Genomic DNA, 23793 nt, shown 5'->3' with positions numbered 1-23793 from the left:
ATTTATCGCAATCATAATAAAAAAAGACAATCCGCACAATTGAAGCTGTACGATTGTCCTTTTTATATCGTCCTTCTAACCCTTAATACTTTGTACATCCTGTGTCCGAAAATCCCAGCAAGTATCGACAGTAAAATATCCTTAGGAAGTGGCGGTACCATCCACATCCAAGCAACTCCGTAACTGAATGCATCTGGAGCCGCAGCCCACAGCTTGTATGCAAAGTACATCCAATTCGTCCCGATTACGTAATTTATGACAAGGGCAACAAGCCCTGCAACGACATAACTTCGTAAACTGCCGTACTTTTCGACAATTTTCCCCGCTACAAATGCAACTAATATAAACGAAACAACGAAGCCGAAAGTCGGTACCAAAATGAAGCCAAAGCCCCCTTGGAACTTTGAAAAAATAGGTGCACCCGCCAAACCTGCGAACATATACACTGTCATCGAAATTGCACCGAGTCGGCTTCCAAGCAAAAGCCCTGCCAACACGGCAAAAAAGGTTTGCAACGTTATCGGGACTCCGCCAATGACAAGGAAAGGCACGAACCACGTTATATTCGCTCCGATCATCATCAATGCCGCAAACATCCCACAATAGACAATACTGAATGCACTCATACCCGTTTTTGTTTTTACACTAGCTGTTGTCATAATCCACCTCATAATTTGAGTTATCTTCAATAGAATAAAAGTTAACTCAAATTGTGTCAACCTGTTTCTCAAACAAGTTAACCATAGGTATATAAAAAAATCGACAGCATTCCGGCTATCGATTCCTCTTCAATCATTCTTTATCTTCACTTTTTGGGAATAAAAAATAGGATATTGTACCGCTAAGGATAGCAGCACCTATCGATATCCATACTCTGGATGTTCCTGGTACTTCCTGAAAGTTTATATGGAGCATATACCATGAAATTCCGGCAACAAGAAGTGCAATTGGAATTGAAAACTTGAAAATCCTCAACGTATTCACCTTCTATTTTTTGTTCGTATGCCCATTCTATCATAATTCATCTATTGACGTATTAAACATTTAACGGTATGATGTTTTAAATTATTCTAACAACTAAATTAATATTTTCTTATCAAGAGAAGCTGAGGGACTGGCCCGTCGAAGCTTCAGCAACCAGCCGTTGTAATCGGTAAGGTGCTAATTCCAGCAGGTTTATATGACCTGACAGATGAGAAGGATAGCGAATTATCGCGTTTTTTTAAAAGCCTTCTATTTCAAGAAGGCTTTTTTATTTTTATATTAGAGCGGGAGGATGAAGGGCTTGAAATTACTTGATCGATTGCAAAACGAAGTACTTGTCGCAGATGGAGCAATGGGAACTTTGCTTTATTCATACGGGATTGACTTTTGTTATGAAGAATTGAATGTCGAGAAACCTGAAATCATCGAAAAGATACATAGGGATTATATTGCTGCAGGCGCTGATATCATCCAGACGAACACGTATGGCGCAAATTTCCTTAAGCTTGCCCGTTATGGCCAAGAAGATAGAGTGAAAGAATACAATGAGGCGGCAGTCCGTATTGCAAAGCGGGCGGCAGCTCCCGGAAATCAGTATGTCCTTGGGACAATCGGGGGACTACTTGGCATCCGTAAAAGTGATGCATCAACTTCAGAAGTGCTGAAGTATGTTCAACAACAAGCAGACGCGCTGCTTACCGGCGAACCCGATGGATTGTTGTTGGAAACGTATTATGATTTCGAAGAGTTATCAATGGTCGTCACAGAGCTAAGGAAGATGACCGATTTGCCGATTATCGCGCAAGTTTCGATGGATGAACCAGGAATTCTTCAGAATGGATTGCAATTAAATGATGCCCTTCATCGCCTCGAGTCGTTAGGGGCAGACATTGTTGGCGTCAACTGCCGATTAGGTCCTTACCATACGATCCAAGCTTTTGACAATGTGACCTTGCCGAAGCATGCGTTCCTGTCCGCTGCACCGAATGCAAGCTTGCTCGATGTAGAAGACGGCAGAATCGTTTATGCGTCCGAAGCAGATTATTTCGGTCGGGCGGCAACATTACTCCGCGAAGAGGGCGTCCGTCTTATCGGGGGATGCTGCGGAACGACACCAATGCATATCGCCGCCGCGAAAAAGCAATTAAGAGGTCTGCCCCCGATTATAGAGAAAGTCGTCAATCCAAAGAAACCAATCGTCATCCGTGAAGCCGACCCTGTCAAATATGAACCACTGCATATAAAAGCAAAAACGAAACGGACGGTCATTGTGGAGCTCGATACACCGCGACACTTGGAGACCGATAAGTATTTTGAAGGGGCAAACCTACTATACGACGCTGGCGTTGATGCGGTTACTTTGGCCGACAACTCACTTGCCTCCCCCCGCATTAGCAATATGGCGATGGGTTCGATCTTGAAGCATGAATATAATGTGCGACCGCTTGTCCATTTGACATGCCGTGACCATAATTTGATCGGACTCCAATCCCATCTTATGGGTCTTGATGCGTTAGGCATTCACGATATCCTTGCCGTCACGGGTGACCCGACGAAAGTAGGCGATTTTCCAGGCGCAACGAGTGTCTATGACGTTTCCAGCATGGAATTATTGCAGCTTATCAAGCAGTTGAATGAAGGAATTTCATTTACAGGAAAACCGCTTCGTAAAAAGGCGAATTTCTCTGTAGCAGCCGCGTTCAACCCGAATGTACGTGTCCTTGATCGAGCGGTAAAGAGGCTCGAGAAAAAGATTGAATGCGGAGCAGATTATATTATTACACAGCCAGTCTATACGAAAGAAAAGATTATTGACATCTACGAAGCAACGAAACATTTAGATACACCGATTTTCATCGGTATCATGCCACTAACGAATATTCGGAACGCCGAATTTTTACATCATGAAGTGCCTGGCATCAAGCTTTCCGAGGAGGTCTTGGAAAGAATGCGTGCATGCGGGGATGATCGAGAAAAGGCGACACAGGAAGGCATCACTATTGCCAAGGGATTAGTCGATACAGCCGCTGAGCTATTCAACGGCATTTATATCATTACTCCGTTCCTGCGCTATGACATGTCACTGGAACTAATCAACCATATTAAAGAGCTCGACGCGGAGAAGGAGAGGAAAATTGTCCATGCCTAAACATCTCATAGAACAGCAACTTGAAAAAAGAATCCTCATCATAGACGGGGCAATGGGCACGATGCTGCAAGCGGAGGACCTGTCTGCACACGATTTTGGCGGAGAGGAGTATGAAGGCTGTAACGAGTACTTGAATATTCTACGGCCGGATATCTTAGGGAAAATCCATCGTGCCTACCTTGAGGCTGGCGCAGATATAATCTGCACGAACACTTTCGGGGGCACCCCTCTTGTATTGGACGAATTCAGCCTTGGCCATCGTGTCCGTGAAATCAATAAAAGAGCTGTTGAAATTGCAAAACAGTGTGCTGCCGAATACTCAACTAGTGAATGGCCGCGTTTCGTTGCCGGAGCAATCGGACCGACTACGAAGACACTTTCCGTCACTGGGGGCATTACTTTCGATAAGTTATCCGATAATTTCTATGTTCAGGCAAAGGCTTTAATTGAAGGCGGTGCCGATCTTTTATTGATGGAGACGAGCCAGGATATGCTCAATGTGAAAGCAGGTACGATTGGGATTAAGCGGGCTTTCGACGAGACAGGCATTGAGCTGCCTGTCATGATTTCGGGTACGATCGAGCCGATGGGCACTACATTGGCTGGTCAAAGCATCGAAGCTTTCTATATTTCCATAGAGCATATAAAGCCGCTATCTGTCGGCTTAAACTGCGCGACCGGTCCCGAATTCATGACGGATCACCTACGTTCCCTTTCCGATTTGGCGACAGGTTTTGTTACTTGCTATCCTAATGCAGGGCTACCGGATGAGGAAGGCCATTATCATGAAACACCGGAATCACTGTCTAAGAAATTAAAAGGGTTTGCGGAAAAAGGATGGCTCAACATGGTCGGTGGCTGTTGCGGAACAACACCGACCATGTTCACGCAATCCGGGAAGCTGTTAACGGGATTACCCCTCGCCCAAAACCTGAAGTCGCCCATGATCATGCCGTTTCAGGCATTGAGCCATTGGTATATGATCCATCAATGCGTCCTCTATTGATCGGAGAGCGGACGAATGTCATCGGGTCAAGGAAATTCAAGCGGTTGATCGTCGAGGAGAAGTTTGAAGAGGCTTCCGAAATCGCACGTGCACAAGTGCGCGGCGGTGCCCACGTCCTTGACATATGCCTTGCGAATCCGGACCGGGATGAGCTCGAAGACATGACGAAATTCATGAAGGAAGTCGTCAAAAAAGTAAAGGTGCCTCTCGTCATCGACTCGACAGATGAGAAGGTCATCGAAGAAGCGTTAAAGTTCTCACAAGGGAAAGCGATTATCAATTCCATCAACTTGGAAGATGGCGAAGAAAGATTCGACGCAGTTTTGCCTCTCGTGAAGAAATACGGTGCTGCCGTCGTCGTCGGTACGATCGATGAAATCGGAATGGCAGTTACGCGCGAACGGAAACTTGAAATTGCGGAACGCTCCTATGATCTGCTTGTGAATAAATGGGGAATCGCTCCAGAAGATATAATTTTTGACCCTCTCGTCTTCCCTGTTGGAACAGGTGATGCACAATACATCGGGTCAGCCGTCGAAACAATTGAAGGCATTCGACTTATCAAGGAGAAAATGCCACGTAGCTTAACAACACTTGGCGTGAGCAATGTGTCGTTCGGACTGCCCCTGTCGGACGGGAAGTGCTGAACGCGGTCTACTTGTATCATTGCACGCAGGCTGGACTCGATTACGCGATTGTTAATACCGAGAAGTTAGAACGGTACGCCTCCATACCTGAGAGTGAAATAAAACTTGCGAATGACCTTCTCTTCACGACTACGGATGAGACACTTGCGGAGTTCACTGATTTCTACCGGGATAAAAAGAAAGAAAAGACGGAGGACGATATTCCGAAGACCGTCCCTGAACGTCTTGCGTATTATGTCGTCGAGGGGACGAAAGAAGGGCTCATCCCTGACTTGGAAGCAGCGCTCGAGATGTATGATACGCCGCTTGACGTCATTAATGGACCGTTGATGGAAGGGATGTCCGAAGTCGGTCGCCTGTTCAATGAAAACCAGCTGATTGTCGCGGAAGTGCTTCAAAGTGCGGAAGTGATGAAAGCTTCGGTTTCATTCCTCGAGCAGTTCATGGAGAAGAAAGAGGATGATTCCGGTAAAGGGAAAATCGTCTTGGCTACGGTCAAAGGGGATGTCCATGACATTGGGAAAAACCTGGTCGAAATTATATTGAGCAATAACGGATACCGTGTCATTGATATCGGCATTAAGGTGACACCCGCGACGCTCATAGACGTCATTCGGAAAGAGAAGCCCGACATTATTGGCTTATCTGGTTTACTCGTGAAGTCAGCGCAGCAAATGGTATTGACCGCGCAAGATTTCAAGGAGGCAGGCATCGACACACCCGTCATGGTAGGGGGTGCAGCATTGACACGCAGATTCACTGAGACAAAAATTGCGTCTCAATACAATGGACCTGTCATTTACGCGAAGGATGCGATGCAAGGGTTAGAGCTCGCGAACCGGTTGCAGGGTGGAGAACGGGAGGCTTTGTTGAACGAACTTGTTGAGAAACAAGAAAAGCGCATCGAGTCAGAGGCAATCCGTGCCAACCGCGACACGGCAGTTGCCGTTTTACCAAGGCCTGTGAAGACGGTTCGGGAAGATGCACCGGTATTCGTCCCATCGGACTTGCGCAGACGCGTCTTGAGGGATTATTCCGTCTCGCATTTATATCCATACGTCAATATGCGGACGCTGATTGGGCATCATTTAGGCTTGCGCGGGAATTTCGATAAGATGCTTGCGAATGGAGAGGAACGCGCAGTGCAGCTTCATGAAATGGTCACCAGCTTCCTCGAATCCGACCATTTATCGGCTTCTGGCTTGTATCAATTCTTCCCCGCACAAGCGGACGGAGACGATGTCATCATTTACGATCCTGCAGATGCAAAGACGGAAATCGAACGCTTTACCTTCCCTCGTCAAAGCAAGGAGCCATTCCTCTGCCTCGCCGACTTTTTGAAAACGGTGGACAGCGGCGAAATGGATTATGTTGCGTTTATGCAAGTGACGGCGGGTCATGGAGTAAGAGAATATGCGAACAGATTAAAGGCCGAAGGAAAATTCCTTGAGAGTCATGCGTTCCAGGCGACAGCACTTGAACTTGCAGAAGGATTTGCGGAGCGTATCCATCAGGAAATCCGCGACCAATGGGGATTCCCGGATACTACCGACTTCACAATGCGCGACCGCTTTGCAGCCAAATACCAGGGGCAGCGTTTTTCATTCGGCTACCCGGCTTGTCCGAATTTGGATGACCAGGCGAAGCTGTTCGGTTTGTTAAAACCAGAGGATATCGGCGTACAGTTGACGGAAGAATTCATGATGGAACCGGAAGCCTCTGTATCCGCAATCGTGTTTTCACATCCGGATGCAAGATATTTCAATGTAGACTAAGGCGATGCCCCACTGGTTGAATGCTTTTCAATAGCTTGCAAAAAACATCATTAAAAAAGCTGTTCCACCAATCGCTCGGTGGGACAGCTTTTCATGTTTTTTAATACGGTCTTCTTCCAAATCCGCCGAATCCTCTTCCGCCATCAAAGCCGCGGCCTCCACCAAATCCTGGTCCTCGGCCTGGGAATACCGGAGCACCCATTACGTTTTCAGTAGTTTCGGTGTAGTAGTGTCGTGGCGTGATAACAGGATGTTGTCTGTTAACGTTAACAATCGGATGAACATAAGGAACTTCAACCGGGAAAAATTGGTCATTGAAACGACATTGCGTCGGGCACACGATTGGTTGGAACTGGGTCTGCGGCATTTGATTTACCGGCATCATCATTTGAGGAAAACCGCATTGTCCGCCACAGCGTCCGCCACAGCGACCTCCACATTGTCCATGTTGCATCATCATCTTCACTCACCCCCTCCATCTATTACATGTTGAAAAATATAGGACAGACGGGCGAGCGACTATAGACGTTATAAATTCTACTGCGCCAAACAAAAAAGGACCTTCCCATCATTTAGGGAAACGCCCTTTACTTGTGTCACTGATACGTCCTCGGCAGTTCATTTTCATCAAAACCTGAAGATTCTTTCCTACTCGTTATCCGTCCTTCTTTCGGATAATGGACAGGCGCTCCCTCATCGATCATATCAAGTGATCGAATATAATCAGGATCCCTTCTGCGTTCCATTTCAAGCGGATCAATGAATCGATGTTCCATTCAACTCACCCCTCAACAAATAGTACCTAAGGCAAATGTTACGGAAACGACTATTTCATTTCTGTTAGTATACTGCGATAAACATAGATTAATGTCTGTAGTTTTTTTACGTCTAAAAAGGATATACTATTAATATAAACGTCTAATAGGAGGCGCATCGATGAAACGAATCGTATTATTCGATGGAGAATGTAATTTTTGCAACTCCAGCGTACAGTTCATTATAAAGCGGGACCCTGCCGCCCATTTCCTCTTTACTTCATTGCAAAGTGATATCGGCCAAAAATATGTGAAGCAGTACCGTATTCCTGCGGACGTGGATAGCATTGTCCTCATTGAAAACGAAAGGGCATACACGAAATCTTCAGCTGCTCTTCATATTGCCAAGAAACTTGACGGCTTATGGCATCTCCTTTTCCTATTTATACTCGTCCCTCGTTTCATTCGTGACGGTGTTTATGATTATGTTGCAGAAAACCGTTATCGCTGGTTCGGAAAGAACGAAGACGCATGCATGCTACCCTCCCCGGAGATCAGAAAACGGTTTATCTAACCTATGAAAGGATGCTTTTCAATCCTTTCATAGGCTTTTTGTTTTTATGGTGATAATAAATTTCATTCTATTGTCATGGGCCAATGAATACGCTATTAACGTACGCGAAAATTGATAGGGGGAAAGGCATGGGTAAAAAAATGATTTTCAAACTGCTTGCATCTTTGGTTCTGGCCATTTCATTCGGCATTATTCCATATCAAAGTGCGAGCGCAGCTGACCATTCGGCTAAAATGGTTACAGCTTTCACTGTGAATGACGAGATAACGCAGATTAGCTACCTCGCATTAGGGGATTCGTTAGCTGCAGGCGTCGACTCAACCAACAATATAGGTAAAGGATATGCAGATATCCTTGCCGAATCAATGGTTGAACTGAACTTGCTTCATTCGTTCAATAAGGGGTTTGCATATCCCGGTTTCAAAACAGCGGATGTGCTGAAGGATATCCGCGAAAACAAAACAGGGGCAATTATAGGTTATGGTTTCGATAAACCATCTACGACTATCCATGAAGCCATTAAAAATTCAAACCTCATAACATTGAGTGTAGGTGCGAACGATGTACTTAGTACCCTTAAGATTGATCAAGCCACTGGAAAAGTCGAATATGACGAAGCTCTATTAGGGCAAGCACTTATGCAAGTCGGCCATAATACCAATGAAATCATCAAAGAAGTCCTCACAATCAACCCTAAAGCCAACGTATATGTAATGGGCTATTACAATCCATTTCCGCACCTTCCGAAAGAAATTCAACCCTTACTCTCTAATCTGTTACTGAACTTAAACGGCGCAATTTATAATGCGACATCAGCATATCCAAATGTCTCGTTTGTTTCTACCGATGTAGAAATCGCCAAGGATTATAAAGTCAATGTACCAAACCCAGCCAACATCCATTTAAGTAAGGAAGGATACCATATAGTAGCAAAGCAATTTTGGAAGAGTTTTGGTCTAACAACTATCAAAGTCAGTTTCAAGGATACGAATGGTCATTGGGCTGAGCCATTCATAAATGCAGCTGTCGAACGGGGGATTTTCAAAGGGTATGCGGATGGTACTTTTAGACCAGAAGAAAAACTGACTCGCGCCCAAGCTGCCGCCGTAATAGTTCGCGCATTGAACTTGGATATGCAGGATACAATGACATCACCATTTAAAGATATCGGAAACTATTCGTTATTGACCCAAGCCGAGATAAATTCAGCTTATCACTTCGGTATCATCAAAGGAAACGGGGATTATTTCAAACCATCTGATGAAGTCACAAGAGCTGAACTTGCCCTAATGATTCAACGGGTTGTAGTTTTGAAGACAGGCAAACCACTATCGGTATCCCCTGATTTCGGTCAGCCGTTCAAAGATATAGATGGTCTTAACGCAGAGACTAAGACTGCCATATTAGCCATGGCCCAGTTAGGTGTTATCGACGGAAGTAATGGTTCGTTTATGCCAAATGATTCAACTACAAGGGCACAAGTTTCAAAAATTCTTGTGAACTTCATAAAGCTTATGAACTAAAAAACAGTCCCCCCCCTTTATTTATAAGGGGGAACTGTTTTTTCTCTTATTCACCGAAAGTCGTTAGTGCCAAAAACGATTTTACAACATCAGCCTTTCCTGCAGTACCTTATTCTCTTCGGATGTAAAAGCCCTTGACCTTGTAAGAAATCGTTTTCCCTCTACTCCTTCCAGCGAAAACATGCCGCCACGGCCATCTACGACGTCAATGATCAGTTGTGTATGCTTCCAATATTCAAACTGGTTCCTATGCATATAGAAAGGTACATCACCAATAGACCCAAGCATAACGTCTTGATCACCGATGATCAAATCGCCTTCTGGATAGCACATCGGGGAGGAACCGTCACAGCAACCGCCCGATTGGTGAAACATCAACGGTCCATGCTTTCCCTTCAATAGTTCGATCAATTCCAAAGCGGCGTCGGTTGCAAGAACACGTTCAGGCATCAACATCCTCCTTTCCTCAATCATCCCATCCCATCATAAGAATCAGAAGAACCCTTGCTTGTCCTCACTGTAGCTAACAAGCATGTTTTTCGTCTGTTGGTAATGTGAAAGCATTTGAAGATGGTTTTCACGTCCGATTCCCGATGCTTTGTAACCTCCGAATGCTGCATGTGCCGGATATGCATGATAGCAATTTGTCCAAACACGTCCCGCTTCAATGCCACGGCCGAAGCGATATGCCGTATTCATATCACGTGTCCAGACACCTGCACCCAAACCGTATAATGTGTCATTTGCAATTTCCAATGCCTCTTCTTTTGTCTTGAATGTCGTGACGGAAACGACCGGTCCGAAAATCTCCTCTTGGAAAATACGCATTTTGTTATTTCCTTTGAAAACTGTCGGTTGAACGTAATAACCTCCCGCTAAATCACCCTCGAGTTTGTTTTGCTCGCCGCCAGTCAGGCACTCGGCTCCTTCCTGCTTTCCGATATCAAGGTAAGATAAAATCTTTTCCAATTGCTCCGTCGAAGCTTGTGCACCCATCATCACTGTCGGGTCAAGCGGATTTCCTACTTTGATCGCCTTAACGCGCTCAATTGCACGCTCCATGAACTTGTCGTAGATGGATTCTTGGATCAATGCACGAGACGGGCATGTGCACACTTCCCCTTGGTTCAATGCAAACATGACGAAACCTTCAACTGCTTTATCTAAGAATGAGTCGTCTTCTGCCATGACGTCCTCGAAGAATATGTTTGGTGACTTCCCGCCAAGTTCAAGTGTCATCGGGATCAAGTTTTGTGATGCATATTGCATAATGAGGCGCCCTGTCGTCGTCTCACCTGTGAATGCAATTTTTCCGATTCGTGGGTTTGAAGCAAGCGGCTTCCCTGCTTCGAGTCCAAAACCGTTGACGATATTGACGACTCCGGCAGGCAATAAATCCTCAATCAGTTCCATCAATACCAAGATGGATGCAGGTGTCTGCTCAGCAGGCTTCAGTATGACGCAGTTTCCTGCAGCGAGCGCAGGAGCAAGCTTCCAAACCGCCATTAGCAATGGGAAGTTCCAAGGGATGATCTGACCAACAACCCCTATCGGCTCGTGGAAATGGTACGCTACTGTGTTATTGTCAATTTGACTGACGCCACCTTCTTGTGCACGGATGGCGGAAGCAAAATATCTGAAATGATCGATTGCAAGCGGTAGGTCTGCATTTAATGTTTCGCGTACCGCTTTTCCGTTTTCCCACGTCTCAGCAACGGCAAGCATCTCAAGATTCGCTTCCATGCGTTCAGCAATTTTCAGCAAGATGTTTGCGCGTTCTGTAACCGAAGTCCGCCCCCAAGCGTCCTTCGCAGCATGTGCAGCATCAAGCGCAAGCTCAATGTCTTCGGCAGTCGATCTTGCCACTTTAGTAAACACTTGTCCTGTAACAGGCGTCGGGTTATCGAAGTATTGCCCATTCACAGGGGCTGTCCATTTTCCGCCAATAAAGTTATCATAGCGTTCCTTGAAGTTTACTTTTGCCCCTTCTGTGTTCGGAAATGCATAAACGTGACTCTCAACAGCTTGTACCATGTTCCATTCCTCCCAATTCATTATAGATTGCTATAGTAAGTGCAAAAATTGCACACAAAGCCATAGTATGCCGAACCGAGCTAAGACATTCTATTTGAAAGCGCATACATTTTTATTTTTGAATGAAGAGTGTGTAAATTCATTCTATCTGACTATAAAGACTATTGCAAGTTTGATAGATTAGGGTGGATTTGGGGGTTATCACCGCTTAGAGAGAGTTTATCACCACTTATGGCAGGTTTATCACCGGTCAAGGAGAGTTTATCACCGCTCACAGCCGGTTTATCACCACTCGCCCTCTATTTACCATTTTTTCATCCCTCCGTAATAATTTGTTCATAATTGCACCTTACAATGACATTAACCAGTTCAAGAGAGGGGTTTTAAATATGGAGAATTCTTTCATTAAGCGATTCATATCAACAGTAGGTGCAGGGGTTCTTGGTTCGGCACTTACGTTAGGGGTTGTGGCCAACACAGATCTTTTACAGGCGAAAATGCCGCAGGAAAAGACAGCTGCCGTAACGGAAAATTCATCAACAACAACAAATATCATCCCAACTTCTACGTATTCCGGATCAACACTTTCAGACATGGTGGAATATGCATCAAAAGGAATTGTCGGTGTCTCCAACTTCAAAACCAATGGCAACCGGTTTGCAGGTAATTCTGAGCTCTCCGAATTCGGAACCGGGTCTGGCGTCATTTATAAGATTGATGGGAATGACGCTTATGTTGTGACAAATAATCATGTCATTGAAGGGGCAGGAAAAATTGAAGTTACATTGGAAGGCGGGGAGAAAGAAACTGCCGAACTCATTGGAAGTGACGCATTGACTGATCTTGCCGTCCTAAAAATCAGCGCATCCAACGTCGATACTGCGCTTGAATTCGGGGATTCGGGTAAGCTGCGTGCAGGCGATACCGTTGTTGCAATCGGTAATCCGCTTAGCTTGGATTTCTCCGGTACAGTCACACAAGGTATCATTAGCGCGCCATCACGCTCAATCGAGGTGAAAACGACCGCTGGAAATTGGGAAATGGATGTCATCCAGACTGATGCCGCCATCAATCCCGGGAACAGTGGCGGAGCCCTTATTAGTGCCGATGGGAAAGTGATCGGCATCAATAGCTTGAAGATTGCTGAAAGTGGCGTGGAAGGACTTGGCTTCGCAATCCCAAGCAATGATGTTGTTCCTTTGCTTGAAGAAATTACGAAAAACGGAAAAATCGAACGACCTTACATCGGAATCAGTCTCGCCGACTTAGCCAATGTTCCATATATGTATGTTCAAAATATCCCACAAGAAGTTAAAGGCGGAGTGATGATCACGAGCGTCGACCCGACATCCGCAGCAGGCAAAGCAGGATTGAAGGAGCAAGACGTCATAACTGCGATCAACGGGACCGACATAATGAATAGTATGGAACTCCGTAAATTCCTTTACTCGGAGCTTTCCATCGGGGATAAAGCACAGTTAACCGTCTATACTGGTGCGGAGAAACGAACAGTTGAGTTGACATTGACAGGTAAAACGCCGATAGAATAAGTAAAAACACCTCCGCCGTGGACTTGGCGGAGGTGTTTCATTGTTTATTGATCAACCGTTTGACGGATAGAAAACACAGGTCGAAGCGTTCCTATTTTTTCTTTTCTTGCATTTAATAATTCAGGGAAATGGTAAGAGGCAAGATCCTTTTTCTCCTGCTCTTGAAGCAAATCCAACTGGTCAAGAATTTCCATAACTACTGCATTTGTCGCGCGGCTATTGCCGTCTTCAATCTTTACAGCAATACCGAGTCCAGCTTCCGGTACGCCTACGCAATAGACGCCTTCAGCACCGACCTTTCCAAATACCCTTCCACCCATATGCTTCATGAAATCTGTACAGAACCTTGCTGTCCGCCAACCATTTCCGGAGCATTCATCATTGCTTTCGTCACTCTACCAACTGATTGTCTACGGGATTCATCCAATTCGCTTGGATCCGCCATCCTTGCAAAACTAAGAGCCAAATTCTTTAACGGTACACCATGGACCGGTACACCGCAGCCATCGATGCCAATTTGAATATCATTCACCGGTACATCCGTCAACTCGCTAATAACCGATAGTATCCTTTGTTGAACAGGATGTTCCACCTTATAGTAATCGTCAATGCTTTCATTCATATGTATTGCCGTTGCAAGCATTCCACTATGCTTCCCTGAACAGTTGTTATAGATTGGCGTTATTTCTTTGCCTTCTTTTATAACTTCCTCAAATGCCGCTTGAAATCTTGGAGGATGGGTACCACATTGCAAATCAGACACTTCCAAACCAATTCGGCTTAAGATGGATGCAGCCCTATCGGTATGTTGCCTTTCGCCATTATGGGAAGCACAGCATAACGAGAGATCCCCATCATCGAATTGAAAATGATCCGCAGCGCCCGTTTCGATAATTGGAAGGGTTTGCAAAGGTTTCATGGACGAACGTGCAAAAATAACATCATCGATATCACCGACCCTAACAATTACATCCCCTTTTGCATTGACAATCGCAATGCTGCCTCTATGTTTACTTTCAACCAAAGGACCCCGTTCAACATTTACAAGTACTTCAGACATTATAAACACTTCCATTCCCTATATTTATCACAACTATATAATTCTATTATTTTCTACTTTCCGTTTAAATGCAAGTTCGGATTATACCAAATTAATTGAGTTGCAAAAACATTATTGAAAGGTTTTTTTAAGTTTGGTAAGGTTATATCAATTCATCTATCAGACTATTCTGATGTGATGGTGCTTTTTTATCGCTCTAAGCCGCACCATAAAAAGGGAGGGAAATCAGGGTTGAAACCTATTATAGGAATAACTTCTAATGTAGAGCATCTAACTCACACACTTCAGAACACGTATATCCAAGCAGTAATCGCGGGCGGTGGCGTACCGTTAATCATTCCGACAGGTGTGGAAACCGACGTCGGACAAATCACCTCGATCATCGATGGATTAGTTGTTTCAGGCGGTGGGGATATTAATCCAATGGAATTTAACGAAGAACCTATTCAACAGCTTGGGGATGTTACACCTGAAAGAGACTCAATTGAATTGGAATTGGTTCGTCAAATGCTTAGTTTGGATAAACCCATCCTTGGTATTTGTAGAGGTCATCAGATTTTGAATGTAGCCTTCGGAGGAACAATTTACCAGGATATTAACACTCAAATCACTACACCACTCGTGCAACATAATCAAAACGCGAAAAGGAGCCATCAATCCCATACTGTAAATGTTGTGAAAGATACCCTTCTTGCATCAATCACATTATCCGAAAAGATCTTGGTAAATTCCTTTCATCACCAGGCTGTAAAAGATATCCCTTCCCCATTAATCGTTTCAGGACAGGCAAGCGATGGGGTTGTTGAGGCGATGGAAAGTACAAAGCACCACTTTGTTCTTGGAGTGCAATGGCATCCGGAGGCATTGCTCCATAAAGGAGATCAGGTTTCTGATAGATTATTCAAAGCGTATATAAATGCCTGTCTCGAGAGGATGGTTCAAGTTGAAGATAATTGATTTGCATTGTGATGTGTTATATAGAATGGAGCAGTCAAAAGGTGAAATGTCTTTTGAGGATTCCGTGGAACTGGATGTTACTTATAATAAATTGAAACAAGGTGGAGTAAAAATTCAAGCGTTTGCAATCTTCATACACCCATCCATTAAGTCTGACCAAAAGTTCCAGGTAGCGTTAGACCAAATCCATCACTTTTACAATAATGTAATTGGAAAAAATCCGAAAATGAAAGCCCTAAAAAACTGGCAGGAATTTGATCAGCTTGGAGATGACGAGATTGGTGCGTTCCTAACATTGGAAGGCGTCGATTGCATCGGGAATGACTTGCAGAAACTGTCGATTCTTTACGAATTAGGTGTACGTTCAATTGGATTGACTTGGAATAATGCAAACTTGGCTGCGGACGGGGTTGGCGAGGAACGAGGTGCGGGTTTAACTGAGTTCGGAAAAGATATCATCCACTTTTCCAATGAACGCAAGATCCTTTCGGACGTTTCGCATCTAAGTGAACGTGCCTTCTGGGATTTGATGGAGATAGCAGACTATCCTATCGCAAGTCACTCGAATTCAAAGACACTCTGTAGCCATCAAAGGAATCTGACCGATGACCAAGTTAGCCATTTATTCAAAAAGAATGGGCTCATCCATGTCGTATATAATCCTCCTTTCATTACCGGGAAGGATTCGGCATCCATTTCCGATCTCATTGCACATATTGACCACTTTTGTTCACTTGGGGGCGTAAACCAAATTGGATTCGGGTCGGATTTTGACGGTATTTCGAAAAAAGTCACGAATCTTGAGGACGCTTCCATGCATCCAACATTGATTGACGAGCTATTGAAGAAGTATAGCGAGGATGAAGTAGAAGGATTTGCGTTTAAAAACTTCTTGAATCATATACCAAAATAAGACAAAGGGGTCGTCTTTCCCAGACGCCCCCTTTCTCATTTCATATAAATATCCAATTCCAAATCGCCAATCTGATCCATATACAATTCCCTCGTACTGCTTGGTCTTTTGTATTAATTATTAAGAATTTCCTTCACATGAAATTGAGCGACCACACATCAAAACAACGATATTCCATGAGCTTTAATTGTTTTTTGTTTTTAAAATACCTGTATAATTTCAAGTAACATAAGGTTGGTGAAAAGAGGGAATTTCAATGAAAATCCTTGTAATCGAAGATAATGAAAGTGTCTCTTCCATGATTGAACTGTTTTTTGAAAAGGAAGGGATCAAAGGAGAGTTTGTGAAGGATGGGTTGAAAGGATATAAGCGGGCATGCTCGGAAGATTGGGATTGCCTAATTATCGACTGGATGCTGCCAGGGATGGATGGAGTGTCAATTTGCAGGAAGCTTCGTCAGGGACAGGTTCCAGTGCCGATTATTATGCTTACGGCAAAAGACAGTGAATCCGACCAAGTACTTGGACTCGAAATGGGCGCAGATGATTATGTGACGAAACCATTCAGTCCTCTTGCACTAATGGCACGTATCAAGGCCGTTACACGACGCTATACGGTTTTGAAAGAGCCGGAACAGGATGAAACAATGTTGAAAACGAACCATTTTACAATAAATACGATGACCCGAGAAGTACTATTGGATGGCAGGCCAGTACCAAACCTAACACCGAAAGAATTTGATCTACTCCACTTTTTCGTCCAACATCCAAAGCAAGTGTTTTCACGTGAACAGCTACTCGATCGTGTGTGGGGCTATGACTTTTACGGCGATGACCGAACGGTGGATGTGCATATTAAAAGGTTAAGATCGAAAGTATCAAAGGCGAAGCAACCTTTTTTCCATACGGTTTGGGGCGTCGGCTACCGCTTTGACGAGACAATCGGTGATTCCGAATGAAGATCAAATACTTCTACCAACAACTAGCGAGTCATTTCAGCGTCATTATCATCGCGTTTTTAATTCTTAGTTTGCTGTTCTCACATTTTGTCGAGCAATTCGTCTATGACAATAAAACAGAGGAGCTTGCCACATACGGAAAATCGATTTTAAGCGATATCGAACAAGTCCAAGGCAGTTCAAGGGAAATATTGAAATCATACGGGCATGTGTTGGAAGGTCGGGATATCCAATACAGTTTGTTCAATGAAAAGTCTGCAATCATTTATTCCACTGGTTTGAAAACTCCATTGATCGAATTAAATGTAGAAGAATGGCGAGAATTGCAAAATGGCAAGGCAATCACAGTGAAACAGGAATACAAACGATTCGAGCAAGACGTCACCTATGTCCTACTTCCCTACTTTCATCGAAACCAGTTCGTCGGCGGTATTTTATTAACGTCTCCCATCAAAGGCTCAAGGGAAATCATTTCTCAAATGAATAGCTATTTGATCTACACGACTTTCATCGCACTAACCATCGCTTTATTGCTTAGCGGAATATTATCGACATTCCACGGCAGGCGTATTAAACGGCTGCGCTCCGCTACCGCAAATGTTGCGCAAGGAAATTACAATGTGCGAATACCGACAGAAGGCATCGATGAAATCGGTGAACTTGCCGGGGATTTCAACGGAATGGTCGAAAAGCTTGCAGCGTCCGCTGAGGAAATCGAGAACCTGGAAAATCGACGACGGCAATTTATGGCGGACGTTTCTCATGAATTAAGGACACCACTCACGACAATCCGCGGCATCATCGAAGGTCTGCGGAACGATATGATTTCGGAATCGGAGAAGGAACGCGGACTTCACCTTGCAAGCAATGAAACCATGCGACTGATCCGTCTTGTGAATGAAAACCTCGATTACGAAAAGATTCGTTCCAACCAGGTGGTGCTTCTTAAGCAGAAGATTCAGCTTGGGGAATTACTTGAAATCATTCAGGAACAATTAGAGGATGTAGCAGATGAACGCGGAGATAAAATAATTGTAGAAGTTTCGCAAGAAGTGTCTGTCTTTGCGGATTACGATCGACTTACACAAGTGCTTATCAATATTACGAAAAACAGCATTCAATTCACGGAAAATGGAGTCATCAGGCTACGGGGGTATACGCGGGATGATCGAACAGTCATTGAAATTGAAGACACAGGCATCGGAATGGATCCCTTGGAGATCGAGAAGATTTGGGGCCGTTTCTACAAGGCGATTGACTCACGGACGACAAATCCGTATGGCGAATTCGGGTTAGGGTTATCAATCGTGAAACAGTTAGTCACATTGCATGGCGGTACGATTACTGTGGAGAGTGTGAAAGGTGAAGGGACGAGATTTCGGATTGAGTTGCCGATGTGGGAGCTTCCTTGAGCGCGAGAGGCTGATTTTTGAGCGCGGGGCCAGCTTTCTTGAGCGCGGGGCAACTTTCTTGAGCGCGGAAGATACTTTCTTGAGCGCGGGGCAGCTTTCTTGAGCGCGGAAGAATGGACCCTTACGAGGATTAATGGACCTTGAGCGCAAAAGAATGGACCTTAACGTGGATTAATGGACCTCGAGCGCTAAAGATTGGACCCTGCCGGGAATTAATGGACCTTACGCGCGGAAGAATGGACCATTACGAGAATTAATGGACCTTGAACGAATAGGAATGTCAGTCCGTTTCATATATAAGATTACTGTGGTACGATTTGATTGAGTAGTCTGAAAGAAGAGGTGTTCCTATGAGTTTCATCGCGTGGATAATCGTAGCTTGTGAGATTGGATTCTGGCTCGTCATTGCTGCTGGATTGATCACCCGGTATATTTTCAACCGAAAACGGATTGGCCTATTTTTCCTTGCCCTCACCCCGGTCCTTGATCTTTTTTTACTGATTGTTACAGCAAGTGACTTATACAACGGCGCAACCGCAACACAGGTTCATGCCCTTGCAGCGATTTACCTCGGTGTGTCCATCGCATTCGGTAAAAGCATGATCCGTTGGGCGGATGAAAGATTTGTTTACTATATAAAAAAACAAGGAACGAAACCGGCACGAAGATCAGGAATGGCTTATGCAAAACATTCCTTGAAAGGCTCCTTGCAACATGTGCTCGCTTTCATCATTGGCGGTGCGTTCTTATATCTTATGATTTACTGGATTGACGACCCGGATAGAACCCAATCCCTTTCGGATATGCTGAAACTATGGTTACTCATTCTCGGTATCGATTTCGTCCTTTCCATTTCATATTTCATATGGCCCAAACCGGCAAAAACAAAATGATTGTACACAAAAAGCTGAGCCTTGATGGTAACGGGTTCGGTTGATGGGGAGAAAACGATAAAAAAAGCAGCATTTGGGGACACAATTCGCATATGAATTGGTATCCCCATTTCTGTTGTTATATCAATGTTTAAGGTGTTTTCTTGAATGAATTCGCACCTTAATCGGTAGGTGAATTAGTGGCATCGCATAAATTTATGTGCCACTGCCAATTAGCTTGCTAAAACGCTTGTTAATTGTTTATGGTTACCGTAAAAATATAATTTTGAAATGAAAGAATACTTTGAAGGATAGAAGAGGTTATGTGTTAAAATAGATTATAATAAGTAGATGATTTTCAGATTGGAGGAAACCAATGCAACTATTCATACTTGGTGTACTGCTTGTATTTGCTAAACTTAATTTGCAGTTTCTGGACACAGGGGTATTCTTTTATGCAACGAATACAATTGGATATATTTTGATTTATTTCGGTTTGAGACAATTGCATCATCGTTGCCAAGCCTTAAGCGTATACAGCCTTTTGTCATATTTATGGTGTTTCACAGTATTGGATTTGCCATTTTAAATGGAACAGGAAATTCAATTGCAACAATCCCACTTTCAACTGGATTGGCAACAGTTTTAGTGCTTGGTCTCGCGCTACTTGCTGTTGTCGGTATGTTAATAATTTTTTATATCCTGCATAAGCTTATTATGACTTTGCGTAATGAAGAAAATTATCTATCCACTTACTCACGTATGAGAAATTTCGATAAGGTCCTTGGGTTATTTATCTTTCTTGTAGTTCTTACAGGAGTCCTTTTCTTCGTTCTACCAGCGGTGTCTAACGTGTCGATGCTTTTGCTCCTTGTGGGAGAGCTGCTTTTTATCTTTAGTTTCTCAACAAAAGTAAGAACTGTATAGGCGAAAATAGATCGTTTGGCAATACAATTGAATCGGCAAAACAAGCATACTTTTATACCGCAAAAGGGTGCGATTGAAGGAGTGGAAAACACACAAATTCAAAAATATGGTATAAAAAAACGCACAGACATTACTGTGCGTTTTTTATGCCTTTTTTACCGTTAATTCGGGTGTGAATCATACGCTAATTTAGCTGCTAATTGGGATGCGTTTTTGTGTTTTCTCCCCATCAACCGAACCCGTTACCTTGATGGATCGGCCTTTTATAATACTTAAAAAAACGTATAAATCCCTTGAAAGACGCATAAAAAATTTTTATGCGTTTTTGATGCGATTTATGTGTAAAGTTATGGTTTTATGCGTGTCTGGTGCAATTTATGCGTGCATACGAACAGCTTATTCTGTAAATGTTCTTGTGTACCATTTCGCAGCCGATTGACAGACCGTTTATATTTCACATATGGAAGGACGCGGATCTTCCATTCTATGGTAACATACAATTAAACAACAGCTGTATGAAAACGAGGGGATTAGGTAGTTGAAAAAAAGATGGGTACTATTCTTAATAGGGGTAATTTTATTTCTTAGCTCTCTTCCATTAACTGCGCAAATGGCAATGGAAAAGACACATACTGCTAAAATGCATAATCGTTACGACCTCCATATTATTAGTCACAGATATCCACCACCGAAATCAACGTTCCTCTATAAGGATCACACTGTAACGGTTGAAGAAACGCCAATTGATAAGGAAAGTTATACGGATCCTTGGAAATATACTATCGCTTTTGCCGATTTATCGGTCGTTGTCAATGGAGAACAAATCGATAAATTGGAGCAGTACCCTATACGGATTGAAGAAGAAGGATTGGCAAGATACTACGGCAATATTTCTTTTATCATCCTGAAAGATAAACGGAGAGATGAAGAAAAACTGTATATGATTTTAAAGAAAACTAACGACCCCATTGAAGTGGGGATTACTATTGACCCAACGATGTTAACATACGATTTATATAGTATTAACGAGGCAGGCCATTTGGAAGGAGAATCGTTCAGCTTCACCAACCGTAATGCCTTGCAAACCCTATTATTGAATAATAGCGGCGCCTCTCCATTTGCAATTGGTTATTATACGGATGCTTGGAATTGGATGCCATCTATTTTATTCCCATTCATCTTCCCGTTTTTCTCATTCTTTGTCGGAGTCCTTTTAATGATTCGATTCCTCCCTTTCAAAAGACGAAAACAAACGTAAAAAGCCGGCCCACACACGGGGTCGGCCTTTTATAATACTTAAAAAAACGCATAAATCGCGTGAATAACGCATAAATCCCTTTAAAGACGCATAATAAATATTTATGCGTCTTTAAGTATGTTTTATGCGTAAAATTTTCGTTTTATGCGTGTCTAACGCGTTTTATGCGCGTCTGGTGCAATTTATGCGCACCTACGAATTACTTACTCAGTAAATGTTCTTGAATACCATTCCGCAGCTGCGTCCACTTCTGTCCTTGTCAACGAATGGCCATTCATCTCCCAATGAACTTCCGTCCTCGCACCCGCACCAACAAGCAATTCATCCAAATCAATCGTCTCCTGTGCTGGACAAATCGGATCATTCTTCCCTGCTGCGATGAACACGGGAACCCCGTTCAATTTAGGCAATTCAATTCCGCGTCTCGGCACCATTGGATGATGTAAAATTGCACCCTTCAATGAATCCGCATAATGGAACAATAAACTTCCCGCGATATTCGCACCGTTCGAGTAACCGATTGCGACAATATTCGACCTGTCGAATCCATGCTCAAGAGCTGCTTCATCTAAGAATGCATGCAATTCATTCGTTCTGAAGATTAGATCCTCCTCGTCAAATACACCTTCAGTAAGACGGCGGAAAAAGCGTGGCATCCCATTTTCCGACACATTACCTCGCACACTTAATACAGAGGCTTCCGGGTCAATCATCCCCGCAAGCGGTATCAAATCCTGTTCCGTCCACCAGTCCCATGTAATAAAAGTAGAGTCGGCTTTGATTTATTAATCCCTTGCTTGAAAATATGCTTCATTGTAAATCCCCCTTTATTGTAAACCGGATGTACAAAACATCCCGCTGAATTTTATCTTGAATTCGAGATAATTATAACAAGGTATTATTCCGTTGTCAAAACTTCCAGTCACTCAAAGTTCGTACAGCGCCAATAATGATAAGCGATTGCGTCTGACATGAAGGCGAGCCCCCTGCTTTCAACTTGCAGGATGGAGCGCCATCTATCGCCTCGTCCTTTTATTAAATAGATTTCATGGTGAGGCGCCGGGTCGAAGTAGCCTGACATATCGAAAGTGCCCTCCCTATTAAAATCGGCAGTCACCTCGTAGTCAATTGAAGGGGCAGCGGCCAAAGGATTTCCAATGCAATGCGTCAGTATAAAGCCACTTTCCCCTTTCCCACGATCGGTTCGTTCCATTGTAATACCATCAGCGGATGCTTTTGCTTTCTCCCTGAAACGTTTCAAATGATCATATGCGATTGAAGGGCCCACCTCTTTCGTGAATCTCATCGGCTCTCCCTTTTCATCGTACGCGAGCTCAATATCTACACGGGTTCGGAACCCTTCCCCAGTTGGATCAAAACCACGTCCGTCACCTTTAAAAAAGTGATTGGGCGAAAGTGGATTCGGGTTTCTTACCCATTCGTCAGCCAAGAATGTTGTATAGCGGAACCTCCATTGATCGATGGATTCCGGCTCCTGTTCTCGCTCATTCATCGGTCGAAGAATCGTTTTAGGTTTTCCGATCAATTTAACCGTTGTGAATGTCTCAATTGCAGTTTCGGATCTTGATGCAGTCAGTGCTCCAAAAACATTGGAAAGTGCCGACTTCATTGATGCAAAACGCTCGCCCGATTTATGGATTGGACGCCTTGAACGAATCAAATACACATATGATTGGTCCACATCAATATCACGGTCAATGAATCGGTTCGTATTCACCATTCCAATGAACTCACCGTTTCGGTAAATGCCATACCCGACAACATCGTTGATCTCCTCCCATGACAACGCAATTTGCGTCTTTGCGACAATCGCTGTCACAACAAGCGACTGCAAAGGATTTTCGATATTTTTCTCCATCGCAAATGCGGAAGTTTGCATAGCCATTACATCTACTACTTGATTGTTTTCGACACGTTCAATTAAATATTGATAAACCTTGCCGTCTTCGAGATCCCCATCCTGGAACTCTGCAGCATCCCCTTCATAGAGATGCTTGCCGTCTTTATATACATTGTAAAATCCACCAACGTCATTCCATGCGAATGAGATTAAGTCTGGCTGGTGTCTCACTGATCTTATTTCAAAAAGCATTCAGAATCGCCTCCTTCCTTTATGTTGGGGTATTTTATGGATGTCTAAACATCTTCAAAACCAAGAAAAAACCTGCTTCAGATTTATTCATCTGAAACAGGTTTTTCCTCGGTCTTTTCTACAAATTTCGCCGCTATTTTCCGACCAGTCATTAGCGAAACTGGAACGATAACGATAAGAACAATGATTACAGAGATGATATCCGTTACTGTCGTCGAAGAAAAGAATTGATTGAAAACCCATTGAAACGCTTTGAAATAAACCCAAAATGCCAACACCGAAAAAAAGATCGATAATCCGTAAACCCTTTTTGTCGTGCTCAATCT

The 23793-nt window shown here is 43.7% G+C and carries 19 protein-coding genes, 3 pseudogenes and 1 riboswitch; of the genes and pseudogenes, 12 read left to right on the top strand and 10 right to left on the bottom strand.

Going from position 1 to position 23793, the window contains the following annotated elements; translation table 11 throughout:
* Positions 1-62: 62 nt before the first annotated feature.
* Together QNH10_RS04115 and QNH10_RS04110 are read right to left on the bottom strand one after the other, a co-directional pair.
* On the bottom strand, positions 63-659 hold the full coding sequence (locus QNH10_RS04115) for a biotin transporter BioY (RefSeq protein WP_283733621.1): 597 nt from the start codon (positions 657-659) through the stop codon (positions 63-65).
* 133 nt (positions 660-792) lie between these two features.
* The gene (locus QNH10_RS04110) at positions 793-975 is read right to left on the bottom strand and encodes a histidine kinase (protein ID WP_283733620.1); all 183 of its coding nucleotides are present in this window, start codon (positions 973-975) and stop codon (positions 793-795) included.
* A gap of 115 nt (positions 976-1090) precedes the next feature.
* A riboswitch (SAM riboswitch) is annotated at positions 1091-1199 on the top strand.
* A gap of 86 nt (positions 1200-1285) precedes the next feature.
* On the opposite strand from QNH10_RS04110, the gene QNH10_RS04105 reads away from it, so the two are divergent.
* The gene (locus QNH10_RS04105; RefSeq protein WP_283733619.1) at positions 1286-3133 is read left to right on the top strand and encodes a bifunctional homocysteine S-methyltransferase/methylenetetrahydrofolate reductase; all 1848 of its coding nucleotides are present in this window, start codon (positions 1286-1288) and stop codon (positions 3131-3133) included.
* Positions 3126-6561 (top strand): annotated as a pseudogene (metH, locus tag QNH10_RS04100) (methionine synthase). Before QNH10_RS04105 ends, metH begins: the two are co-directional and overlap by 8 nt.
* A gap of 100 nt (positions 6562-6661) precedes the next feature.
* On the opposite strand, the gene QNH10_RS04095 reads toward metH, so the two are convergent.
* Entirely contained in the window at positions 6662-7021 is a 360-nt protein-coding gene (locus QNH10_RS04095) for a hypothetical protein (protein WP_283733618.1), read from the bottom strand.
* Positions 7022-7157: 136 nt separating this feature from the next.
* On the bottom strand, positions 7158-7337 hold the full coding sequence (locus tag QNH10_RS04090) for a hypothetical protein (protein ID WP_283733617.1): 180 nt from the start codon (positions 7335-7337) through the stop codon (positions 7158-7160).
* Between the two features lie 160 nt (positions 7338-7497).
* Here QNH10_RS04090 and QNH10_RS04085 point away from each other — a divergent pair, with 160 nt between their 5' ends.
* The gene (locus QNH10_RS04085) at positions 7498-7890 is read left to right on the top strand and encodes a thiol-disulfide oxidoreductase DCC family protein (RefSeq protein WP_283733616.1); all 393 of its coding nucleotides are present in this window, start codon (positions 7498-7500) and stop codon (positions 7888-7890) included.
* Positions 7891-8018: 128 nt separating this feature from the next.
* The gene (locus QNH10_RS04080; protein WP_283733615.1) at positions 8019-9413 is read left to right on the top strand and encodes an S-layer homology domain-containing protein; all 1395 of its coding nucleotides are present in this window, start codon (positions 8019-8021) and stop codon (positions 9411-9413) included.
* 81 nt (positions 9414-9494) lie between these two features.
* On the opposite strand, the gene QNH10_RS04075 is transcribed toward QNH10_RS04080, so the two are convergent.
* Both QNH10_RS04075 and adh read right to left on the bottom strand, forming a co-directional pair.
* Positions 9495-9863: a DUF779 domain-containing protein gene (locus QNH10_RS04075; protein WP_283733614.1), complete on the bottom strand. Its 369-nt coding sequence runs from the start codon at positions 9861-9863 to the stop codon at positions 9495-9497.
* A gap of 42 nt (positions 9864-9905) precedes the next feature.
* Positions 9906-11447 (bottom strand): aldehyde dehydrogenase, encoded by a 1542-nt coding sequence (adh, locus tag QNH10_RS04070; RefSeq protein WP_283733613.1) that lies wholly within the window; start codon positions 11445-11447, stop codon positions 9906-9908.
* Between the two features lie 389 nt (positions 11448-11836).
* On the opposite strand from adh, the gene QNH10_RS04065 reads away from it, so the two are divergent.
* Entirely contained in the window at positions 11837-12997 is a 1161-nt protein-coding gene (locus QNH10_RS04065) for a S1C family serine protease (RefSeq protein WP_283733612.1), read from the top strand.
* A 44-nt stretch (positions 12998-13041) separates the two neighbouring features.
* Here QNH10_RS04065 and QNH10_RS04060 read toward each other — a convergent pair.
* Positions 13042-14057, bottom strand: a pseudogene (locus tag QNH10_RS04060) (asparaginase).
* Positions 14058-14288: 231 nt separating this feature from the next.
* Between QNH10_RS04060 and QNH10_RS04055 the strand changes: the two are divergent.
* The 7 genes from QNH10_RS04055 (at position 14289) to QNH10_RS04025 (ending at position 21354) form a co-directional block, all read left to right on the top strand.
* Positions 14289-15014, top strand: coding sequence for a gamma-glutamyl-gamma-aminobutyrate hydrolase family protein (locus QNH10_RS04055; RefSeq protein ID WP_283733611.1), 726 nt, complete (start codon positions 14289-14291; stop codon positions 15012-15014).
* A complete protein-coding gene (locus tag QNH10_RS04050) occupies positions 15001-15927 on the top strand; it encodes a dipeptidase (RefSeq protein ID WP_283733610.1) in 927 nt (308 codons plus the stop codon). The genes QNH10_RS04055 and QNH10_RS04050 overlap by 14 nt, the downstream gene beginning before the upstream one ends.
* Before the next feature lie 256 nt (positions 15928-16183).
* Positions 16184-16885 (top strand): response regulator transcription factor, encoded by a 702-nt coding sequence (locus QNH10_RS04045; RefSeq protein ID WP_283733609.1) that lies wholly within the window; start codon positions 16184-16186, stop codon positions 16883-16885.
* Positions 16882-18297, top strand: coding sequence for a sensor histidine kinase (locus QNH10_RS04040; RefSeq protein WP_283733608.1), 1416 nt, complete (start codon positions 16882-16884; stop codon positions 18295-18297). Before QNH10_RS04045 ends, QNH10_RS04040 begins: the two co-directional genes overlap by 4 nt.
* Positions 18298-18647: 350 nt before the next feature.
* A complete protein-coding gene (locus QNH10_RS04035) occupies positions 18648-19190 on the top strand; it encodes a hypothetical protein (protein WP_283733607.1) in 543 nt (180 codons plus the stop codon).
* Positions 19191-19685: 495 nt separating this feature from the next.
* Positions 19686-20096 carry a hypothetical protein gene (locus QNH10_RS04030; RefSeq protein ID WP_283733606.1) on the top strand — a complete coding sequence of 137 codons (411 nt, stop codon included), beginning with the start codon at positions 19686-19688 and terminating at the stop codon, positions 20094-20096.
* A gap of 538 nt (positions 20097-20634) precedes the next feature.
* Positions 20635-21354, top strand: a complete 720-nt coding sequence (locus tag QNH10_RS04025) for a hypothetical protein (RefSeq protein ID WP_283733605.1) — start codon at positions 20635-20637, stop codon at positions 21352-21354.
* A 203-nt stretch (positions 21355-21557) separates the two neighbouring features.
* On the opposite strand, the pseudogene QNH10_RS04020 reads toward QNH10_RS04025, so the two are convergent.
* From QNH10_RS04020 to QNH10_RS04010, 3 genes and pseudogenes are all read right to left on the bottom strand, one after another.
* A pseudogene (locus QNH10_RS04020) lies at positions 21558-22168 on the bottom strand (alpha/beta hydrolase).
* Between the two features lie 108 nt (positions 22169-22276).
* Positions 22277-23467, bottom strand: coding sequence for a DUF3238 domain-containing protein (locus QNH10_RS04015; RefSeq protein WP_283733604.1), 1191 nt, complete (start codon positions 23465-23467; stop codon positions 22277-22279).
* A gap of 83 nt (positions 23468-23550) precedes the next feature.
* Complete coding sequence (locus QNH10_RS04010) at positions 23551-23790, bottom strand: hypothetical protein (protein ID WP_283733603.1); 240 nt, start codon at positions 23788-23790, stop codon at positions 23551-23553.
* Between the last annotated feature and the right edge of the window lie 3 nt (positions 23791-23793).

Origin of the sequence: Sporosarcina thermotolerans (assembly GCF_030067815.1) — a bacterium.
Lineage (GTDB): Bacteria > Bacillota > Bacilli > Bacillales_A > Planococcaceae > Sporosarcina > Sporosarcina thermotolerans.
This window is presented reverse-complemented; position numbering and strand designations above follow the sequence as displayed.